At 25.0% G+C, this 8603-nt stretch carries 9 protein-coding genes; 8 read left to right on the top strand and 1 reads right to left on the bottom strand.

What is annotated here, in order from left to right; all coding sequences use genetic code 11:
• Nucleotides 1-88: 88 nt before the first annotated feature.
• The gene (locus tag VJI93_RS06750) at nucleotides 89-1300 is read right to left on the bottom strand and encodes a tRNA(Met) cytidine acetate ligase (RefSeq protein ID WP_324000150.1); all 1212 of its coding nucleotides are present in this window, start codon (nucleotides 1298-1300) and stop codon (nucleotides 89-91) included.
• Nucleotides 1301-1521: 221 nt separating this feature from the next.
• Between VJI93_RS06750 and VJI93_RS06745 the strand changes: the two genes are divergently transcribed.
• The 8 genes from VJI93_RS06745 (at nucleotide 1522) to VJI93_RS06710 (ending at nucleotide 8437) form a co-directional block, all read left to right on the top strand.
• Nucleotides 1522-1953 carry a macro domain-containing protein gene (locus tag VJI93_RS06745; RefSeq protein ID WP_324000149.1) on the top strand — a complete coding sequence of 144 codons (432 nt, stop codon included), beginning with the start codon at nucleotides 1522-1524 and terminating at the stop codon, nucleotides 1951-1953.
• Nucleotides 1954-2011: 58 nt separating this feature from the next.
• Complete coding sequence (locus VJI93_RS06740; RefSeq protein WP_324000147.1) at nucleotides 2012-2740, top strand: hypothetical protein; 729 nt, start codon at nucleotides 2012-2014, stop codon at nucleotides 2738-2740.
• 46 nt (nucleotides 2741-2786) lie between these two features.
• A complete protein-coding gene (gene murJ, locus VJI93_RS06735; RefSeq protein ID WP_324000145.1) occupies nucleotides 2787-4292 on the top strand; it encodes a murein biosynthesis integral membrane protein MurJ in 1506 nt (501 codons plus the stop codon).
• A 48-nt stretch (nucleotides 4293-4340) separates the two neighbouring features.
• A complete protein-coding gene (locus VJI93_RS06730; protein WP_324000143.1) occupies nucleotides 4341-4838 on the top strand; it encodes a hypothetical protein in 498 nt (165 codons plus the stop codon).
• A 355-nt stretch (nucleotides 4839-5193) separates the two neighbouring features.
• Entirely contained in the window at nucleotides 5194-6966 is a 1773-nt protein-coding gene (gene aspS, locus VJI93_RS06725) for an aspartate--tRNA ligase (protein ID WP_324000142.1), read from the top strand.
• Nucleotides 6956-7669 (top strand): tRNA threonylcarbamoyladenosine dehydratase, encoded by a 714-nt coding sequence (locus tag VJI93_RS06720; RefSeq protein WP_324000141.1) that lies wholly within the window; start codon nucleotides 6956-6958, stop codon nucleotides 7667-7669. Before aspS ends, VJI93_RS06720 begins: the two co-directional genes overlap by 11 nt.
• Entirely contained in the window at nucleotides 7657-8085 is a 429-nt protein-coding gene (locus tag VJI93_RS06715; RefSeq protein ID WP_324000140.1) for a SoxR reducing system RseC family protein, read from the top strand. Before VJI93_RS06720 ends, VJI93_RS06715 begins: the two co-directional genes overlap by 13 nt.
• 49 nt (nucleotides 8086-8134) lie before the next feature.
• Nucleotides 8135-8437: an SdpI family protein gene (locus VJI93_RS06710; RefSeq protein WP_324000139.1), complete on the top strand. Its 303-nt coding sequence runs from the start codon at nucleotides 8135-8137 to the stop codon at nucleotides 8435-8437.
• The last annotated feature ends 166 nt before the right edge of the window (nucleotides 8438-8603 follow it).

Genomic DNA, 8603 nt, shown 5'->3' with positions numbered 1-8603 from the left:
TTTATTTTTAATTTTATATCATATTTTGACATACAAAAACCCCCAAATCCTTTGTCCGGATTTAGGGGTTCACATCAAAATTCGGTAGTTATTTTTGCAAAAAAGATATAAACTCAGTTTTATTTTTGTTATTTGTGAATAGCTTATAAAGTTTTCTTGAATTTTGTTCAATTTCAAATTTGTTTTTTTGAAAATCCGATAGATTTTGTGTGCTTTTATTTGTTGTTACAATTTCTAGATTAGTTTTATTTTTAATTTCTTTAATCAGTTCTTGTCCTTTTTTATTAAAGCCTAAAATAGTTATATATTCAATATCTTTAGAATATATTTCCTTTATTTTATTATTTATATTTAATAGATAATTGTAAATAAATCTTTTTATTCTAACTTTTTTATATCTTTTACTTTGTATTTTTTCTGCTAATTCTTCTATCGAGTTTACTGAATAAATATTTTTTTTAATTAAATTTAAGATTCCATTTTCGTAATTTACGATATTTTCAGGATTTATTTGATTTATTAAAATATTGTATTTTAAAATTTCTAAAATAATTTTTTCATTCGGTAAAATATTATTCTTTACAGAATTTTTTAATTCATTAAAAGTACTTTTATCTATAAAGTTTTCAATTTTTTCAAAATTATTTTCATAAATTGCTTTTCTTATTGCTGAAGCGCTTAATTGATCCTTTGAGTTATAATCCTCATCATTATAATTTTTTCCCTTTCTTTTTATAGGAAATAGAGTTATTTGAGATTTTGATAGTATTAAGTTTTTGACATATTCAATTGATAGAATATTATTTGAAATAAAAAAGTCATCTTGTATTTCTAAAACTTTATATTTTCTGTTGATTTCTATACAAGCATCTTTATATGCAACTGCATAACTTTTTCCAAGTTTCATTTCATAGTTTAAGAGTTCTTCAATTTCATTTTTGTATTTAAGTTGGAATTTTGCAATTTCTATTGTATCCTCTTTTTTTTCGCATTCAAAACCAAAGCAAAGATAGTCAATGATATTTAGTTTATTTAGAATAGATATTCCACCTTTTGCAAAATTTTCAGCACTTTGTAAACTGTAGTAAAATGGAAGTTCTATTACGAGATCAACTCCATTATTTACTGCAATTTTAGCTCTTGTATATTTGTCTAAGATTGCACATTCTCCACGCTGAACAAAATCTCCGCTCATTATTGTAATTATATTGGCATTTAATTCATTTTTTATTTTATCTATTTGATATTTATGTCCTAAATGAAATGGATTGTATTCAGCAATTATTCCTGAGTTTTTCATAAATTCTCCTTTTTTAAAATTATTTAAAGATTATTATTTTAAAATACATTAGTTAAAGTAAGTAATTTTACTATATACAATTATTATATCATAACATTGTATTAATTAAAAAATAATAATCATAAAATTATCAATTTTATGTGTTCCTAATTATTGACTAAATCTAAAAAAAAATATATAATAGTTGTACTATTTTTATTATATGCTTTTGGAGGTTTGTTATGGATATTAGAGTAATTAGCGAAAGTATTTTTGATATTGAATCTGACTGCATAGTTTATTTCGTTGATAATTCCTTTTCAAACGAAGATACTATGGAAATAATCTCTAAAGCAGGAAATAGGCTACTTGATGTTTTTAGCAAATTAAGTTCTTTAGTAACTGGAGATTTTAAAGTTGTTCCTGCATTTAATCTCAAAGCGACTTATATTGTACTTTGTTCAATTCCACAAAAAATTGAAAAAGAAGAAGATGAAGAATTTTTAGAAGATATTTTTTCTAATATTTTAATTGAAATTGAAAAACACGAATTCAATACAGTTGCTGTTGATGTTACAAGACTTTCCAATAGTTATAGTTCTAAACATAGTGAAGTTTTTAAAAAATTTTTAAGGAATATAAATAACGATATTGTAGTTTTTCTGTGTAAATAGCTTAAAACTATATTTTTTAGTGAAATATATTAATTTTTAAATTAAGGGGGAGGAAAAAATGAATGCTTTATTAGATAAAGATACTAAGATTGCTTTGGAATACAATTTTTTGTATTTAAAGGATTCGGTTGCTTTTGATATATTTATTTCCTCACTCTCAATAGAACAACGTGGATTTAATGTAAGATTTAGACAAGCAATTTTTACTAAGATTTCTAAAAGTCTAGACGTATTTTATAAAAATAGATCAGATAGAGAATATATAAAAAGCGCTGTTCAGAAACTTGTATATGATGATATTAATCGTTTAGAAATTGTATTGGCTGTTGATTCTTATATTTATGGAAAGAAATCAAATGTTTTTGCTAATGAATTAGAGAATTATTTTTTAGTTAATTATCCTAATTTGAAAATTAGTAGAAAGCAAAAACTCATTGTTAGGAAATTGACTTCTAAAGATTATAGATTTAGAAATAGACTTATAAATAATGTTATAGATTATTATAATCTAAATAAAAAATTTGAAGAAAAAGCTAATGATTTTTTTGAAAATGTAATAAAAGAATATATTTTTAATCTAAACAATTATATTGTAAAGCAGTTAAAATTGGAATTTAAGGGTAATAATTATTATGTTTTACAAAAAGAAAAATTTTTGACAAAAAAAGAATTGGAGAAACTTTATAATCATATAAATAAAGTATTTATGGAACATTTATATAAAACATCAAGAATATTTATATGGTATGGATTAAATGATAAAGTAACAAGTAGATATAAAAACTAAAGTCAGAAACTTATGTTTTTGACCTTTTTTATGATAGGAGATTTTTATGGGGTATACAGCATTTTTGCTCATGGTTATAAATATTTTATCTAAAATATTAGGCTTTTTTAGAGAAGTATTATTATCTTATTTTTATGGGACAGGTGAAATAGCAACAGCTTTTCAAATTTCACTTTTAGTTCCATATACTATTTTAGGATTTGTTATGTCTGGGATTTCAATTAATTTTATTCCGACATATACTTCTTTGGAAAAAAGAGAAGGAAGAATAACATCTGAAAAATTTACAAGTAATATTTTAAATATAATTTTTATAATCTCTATTTTTGCAACTATTTTTGCTTATATTTTTGCAAGACAAATTGTATTTCTTTTTGCAATGGGATATTCTGGTGAAATTTTTGAATTATCTGTTACTTTTACTAGAATTACTATACTTGGAATGCTTGCGCAACTTTTAAATTCCATTTTAAAAGGATATTTAAATATAAAAGGGAATTTTGTAGTTCCAGGTTCAACAGGATTTATATATAATATTGTTATTATTATATTTTTAATAATAAGTTATAAAATAAATCCAATATTAGCACCTATTGGTGTAGCAATTGCTACAATTTTTCAATATATTCCATATATTCCCGCAATTAAGGGCACAGGATATAAACATAGATTTATTGTTAATTTTAAAGATGAAAATATAAAGAGAATGTTAGTATTAGCACTTCCTATTATTTTTGGAGTTGCAGTAAATCAAATAAACCAACTTATTGATAAAAATTTAGCATCTTTTATTTCCGTGAGAGGTATTTCTGTTTTATCTTATTCAGTTAAATTAAATGAGTTTGTTTGGGGAATTTTAGTAGTATCCATTGTTACATCTATTTTTCCTACGCTTAGTAAACTAGCTATAGAATCAAAACAAAAGTTTAAAGTACAGATTGCTAAAACTCTTTCAACTATTATATATCTAGTAACACCCGCTTGTGTAGGAATACTAATTTTTTCCAAGGAAATAGTAACTTTGATATTTAAAAGAGGAAAATTCGATGAAAATGATGTTATATTGGTTTCGGGGGTCTTATTTTATTATGCAATAGGACTTATAGGATTAGGGATAAGAGATGTGCTTTCTAATGCTTTTTATGCACTAAAAATGACTAGAATACCACTTATTAATTCTGTTGAAATGGTGATTTTAAATGTAATCATGTCAATAATTTTATCAAGATTTATGGGACTTAACGGCCTAGCACTTGGTTCAAGTATTGCAACTATTTTTGGTGCTATAAATTTATATATTAAACTGGAAAAACAAATTGGAAAGATAAAGTCTAGAGCAATTATCAATAATGGAATTAAAGTTCTTATTTCGGTTATTTCGATGGCGATTGTATCAAAAATAATATTTATATTATTAAATATAAAATTGTCTTCTAATTTAAGTTTCTTAATTGCACTGATATTTGCTGGACTCACTTATGCTATTGTTTCTATTCTATTAAGAACAAGACAGGCATTAGATATATTAAAAGTTATTATTAAAAAGTTTTAAAATATTTTAGAAATATTTTTAAAAATATAAATATGGAAGGGAGAAAATATGAAAAAAGGTAATATTTTATTAGGACTGATAGGAGCAATAATTGGAAGTTTACCTGGAGTTGCTATATATGTAGGATTGACTATGATTAGAGTATTTAGTTCTTGGTCAGGATTTGTTGCTCTTTATTGTGCAATTTTTATGTATACTTTATTATCAAGAAAATTAACAAAACTTGGGGTTGTGATATCAATTCTAATTTCATGTGCTTCAATGTTTTTAGCTGAAATTATAGCCACTTCATTAAGTATAGCTAACAGATATCATTATTCATTTTTTACTATTTTAAAGAATTTCTCAAAGATATATCCTAAATTATCTGATAAATTTTATTTTTGGATTTATCCTAGTGTTGCATGTATATTTGTTGTAATTGCGGGATGTGGATATCTATTTAGTAAAAATACTGATGATGATGTTGAACTTATCGACGAAGATGATGAAATTGAAGATGAAGATGATGTGGAACATTCATCTACAGATGAAAACAAAAATTAATAGAAAATGGAGTGGTTGTATAAATGTTACTCCTTTTTTTATTGTGAAACAACAATGGTTCCAGTAATCTACCTGATGCAAAGCATCGTGGAAGGGTATAGTTCTTATTTTATATAATTAGTTGACTTTTTATGATTTTATTGTTATAATTATCGAAATTAATATATTAAGCTATGAAGGAGAAAAGTTTTGTTAAGATTTTTAGAGAGGTAATATTTGGTGAAAATTACTAATTAATACAAAATGGGACAATCTGGAGCTATTATTATAAAGAGATATACCTATAATTAGGGTGGTACCGCGGATTTAATTCGTCCCTGCATTTTTGCAGGGATTTTTTTATAAGGAGGAAAATATGGCACAAATGGGAAATTTAAGAAGAACGCATATGTGTGGTAATTTAAGAAAAGAAGATATTGGTAAAGAAGTAATTTTGATGGGCTGGGTTGCTAAGGAAAGAAATTTAGGTTCATTAATTTTTATGGATTTAAGAGATACTACTGGAATTTCACAAATAGTTGTGAGAGATACTTTGGGAGAAAGTGTTTTTAATAGTGCAAAAGAAATAAGATCAGAATTTGTTTTAGCTGTTAAAGGAGTTATTAGTGAAAGGGAAAGTAAAAATTCAAAAATACCTACTGGAGATATTGAAGTTGAAGTAAGTGAATTAGTAGTTTTAGACATAGCTCAAACTCCTCCAATTTATATTAAAGATGACGACAATGTTTCTGAAAGTTTAAGATTAAAATATAGATTTTTGGATTTAAGAAAAGAAAGTTTACAAAATAATTTAAAATTAAGAGCTAAAGTATGTAAGATTATCAGAGATTTTTACACTGAAAATAATTTTGTGGAAATAGAAACTCCATATCTTAATAAACCTACACCTGAAGGAGCAAGAGATTATCTCGTACCATCTAGAGTAAATCCGGGAAATTTTTATGCTCTTCCACAATCTCCACAAATTATGAAACAACTTTTAATGATTTCAGGAATGGATAGATATTTTCAAATAGTTAAGTGCTTTAGAGATGAGGATTTAAGAGCTAATAGACAACCTGAATTTACTCAAGTTGATCTTGAAATGAGTTTTGTTGATGTTGAAGATGTTATTGATGTAAATGAAAGAATGTTAAAAAAATTATTCAAGGAAATTAAAGGAATTGATATTGAATTACCTATAAAAAGAATGAAATATGATGATGCAATGGAAAAATATGGAAGTGACAAACCAGATTTACGTTTTGGTTTTGAAATTAGAAATATTACAGATTGTGTTAAGGAAGTTGAATTTGATTTATTTAAAAATGCAATTGCTTCTGGTGGGAGTGTAAGAGCAATTTCAATCGGAAAATATTCAAAGGAATATACTAGAAAGAAAATTGATAAATTAATTGACTCAATTAGAGATTATGGTGCAAAAAATTTATTCTGGATAAAAATAACTGATGGAGAAGTTACATCTTCTATTTCAAAGTTTTTAAATGAAGAAATTATCTCTAATATAAAAACAAAGGTAGACGCTAAAGATGATGATTTAATTTTAATGCTTGCAGATAAAAATGATATTGTTTTAAATTCACTAGGAGCTTTAAGATGTGTTATTGCAAAAGAAATGAATTTATTAAATCCTAATGAATATAACTTATGCTGGATTGTAGATTTTCCACTTTTTGAATATGACGAAGAAGAAAAAAGATATGTTTCAAAACATCATCCTTTTACTCATCCGAAAGATGAAGATATTAAATACTTGGAAAGCAATCCCGAAAAAGTTTATGCAAAAGCATACGACATTGTAATAAACGGAGATGAACTAGGTGGAGGTTCAATTAGAATTAACAATTCTGATTTACAAAATAGAATGTTTAAAGCTTTAGGACTTACTAAAGAGGAAACTGAAATAAAATTTGGATTTTTACTTGAGGCTTTAAAATATGGAACACCACCACATGGAGGTCTTGCATTTGGACTTGATAGATTGATTATGCTGTTAGCGGGTACAAACAATATAAAGGATGTAATAGCATTTCCAAAGACACAATCAGCATCTGATTTATTAACAGATGCACCATGTATTGTATCAGAAGTACAACTTGAGGAGTTAAATTTAAAAATTGGAAAATAATATTTATTCGAGAACTGAAAGTCTAATAGGGAAGGATTCACTTGAAATTTTAAAAAATTCTAAAGTTATTGTATTTGGAATTGGTGGAGTAGGAAGTTTTGCAGTTGAATCGCTTTGTAGATGTGGAATAGGAGAAATTTCACTGGTAGATTTTGATACTATTGAAATAACTAATGTAAATAGACAAATTCACGCAATGTCAAATAATATTGGGAAATATAAAGTAGATGAAATGAAGAATAGAATAGAACTTATCAATTCTAAAATAAAAGTGAATATATTTAAAGAAAAGCTAGATAAAAATAATGTTGAAAACTTTAATTTGAAAGATTACGATTATGTTGTTGATGCGATAGATACTATTACTTCCAAAATTTATCTGATAAAATATTGTTATGAAAATAATATAAATATAATTAGTGCAATGGGAGCGGGTAATAAACTGGATCCTACAAGATTTAAGATTATAGATATTTATAAAACAACAGGTTGTCCACTTGCAAGGGTAATGAGAAGAGAATTAAAAAAGCTAGGAGTAAAAAAATTAAAATGTGTTTGCTCTGATGAAATTTCTAGTGGAGAAATAATTGAATCTGATAAAATTAGAAAATCATCTCCTTCAAGTATAAGCTTTATTCCTTCAACTATGGGACTAATTATTACATCAGAAGTAGTAAAGGATTTGATATTATGGAACAAGTAGGATATGTAACAAAAATCTTGCCTGAAGATAAGTGTAAAGTTTTAATTTCAAGAATAAGTGGATGTAAAGGAACCTGCAAAACTTGTGGAGGATGTCCAACTCCAACAATGCATATTGTTATGAAAAAAACACTAAATGTTTCGGTTGGAGATTATGTAAAAATAGGGGTGGATAGTAATATTGTATTAAAATATTCCATTTTCTTATATGGATTTCCTATTTTAATGTTTATCCTTTCAATATTATTGGTCAATATAGCTCTCCCTAATTTAAAAGGAATTGATTTTATTGGATTCGTCATTGGTTTATTTACGATGTTTTTGGCATTTTTAATTGTCAAATTTGTAGATAATAAATATGCACATTTATCAACAAAAGCAATGTATATGGAAGAAATTATTTCAAAAAAAGATTAGATATTAGTAGATATAATTTATGTTGATAATATAGATTGGAGGTTTTATTATGATTTATATTGTAGCAATCGTATTTATCTCAGGAGGGATTATTATGAAGGTATTTCCTCCAAAGTTCGATTCGGGAATATATGGTTTTAGAACTAAAAAATCAAGTAAGAATAAGGAAAATTGGGAAATAGCTCAAAAGAAATCTTCAAACTATATTATATTTTTTGGGATATTTGATTTTGTATTAACATTTATAAATGATACTTTTATAAAAAATAATTTATATTATGATTTACAAACACTTTTAGTAATTGTCTATTCTATATTAATATATATTTTGGTTCAAAAAAATTTAAAATAAATAATTGTTGCTGATTAAAAAAGGCATAGTTTCAAATAATTCATTGAAACTATGTCTTTTTTGTGCTAAATTTTTAATTAAAATTATTAATAAATAAAAATCTATAATAAATTAAGTATAATTACACTTAATAACAAATAAATTTGATAAAAAATATTAAAATATA

Origin of the sequence: Parvimonas sp. M20 (assembly GCF_035282425.1) — a bacterium.
Classification (GTDB): Bacteria; Bacillota; Clostridia; order Tissierellales; family Peptoniphilaceae; genus Parvimonas.
This window is presented reverse-complemented; position numbering and strand designations above follow the sequence as displayed.

Excerpts from the sequence above, each read along its gene's own strand:
- aspS (WP_324000142.1), top strand. The coding sequence starts at position 5,194 with ATGGCACAAATGGGAAATTTAAGAAGAACGCATATGTGTGGTAATTTA.
- murJ (WP_324000145.1), top strand. The coding sequence starts at position 2,787 with ATGGGGTATACAGCATTTTTGCTCATGGTTATAAATATTTTATCTAAA.
- VJI93_RS06745 (WP_324000149.1), top strand. The coding sequence starts at position 1,522 with ATGGATATTAGAGTAATTAGCGAAAGTATTTTTGATATTGAATCTGAC.
- VJI93_RS06710 (WP_324000139.1), top strand. The coding sequence starts at position 8,135 with ATGATTTATATTGTAGCAATCGTATTTATCTCAGGAGGGATTATTATG.
- VJI93_RS06750 (WP_324000150.1), bottom strand. The coding sequence starts at position 1,300 with ATGAAAAACTCAGGAATAATTGCTGAATACAATCCATTTCATTTAGGA.
- VJI93_RS06730 (WP_324000143.1), top strand. The coding sequence starts at position 4,341 with ATGAAAAAAGGTAATATTTTATTAGGACTGATAGGAGCAATAATTGGA.
- VJI93_RS06715 (WP_324000140.1), top strand. The coding sequence starts at position 7,657 with ATGGAACAAGTAGGATATGTAACAAAAATCTTGCCTGAAGATAAGTGT.
- VJI93_RS06740 (WP_324000147.1), top strand. The coding sequence starts at position 2,012 with ATGAATGCTTTATTAGATAAAGATACTAAGATTGCTTTGGAATACAAT.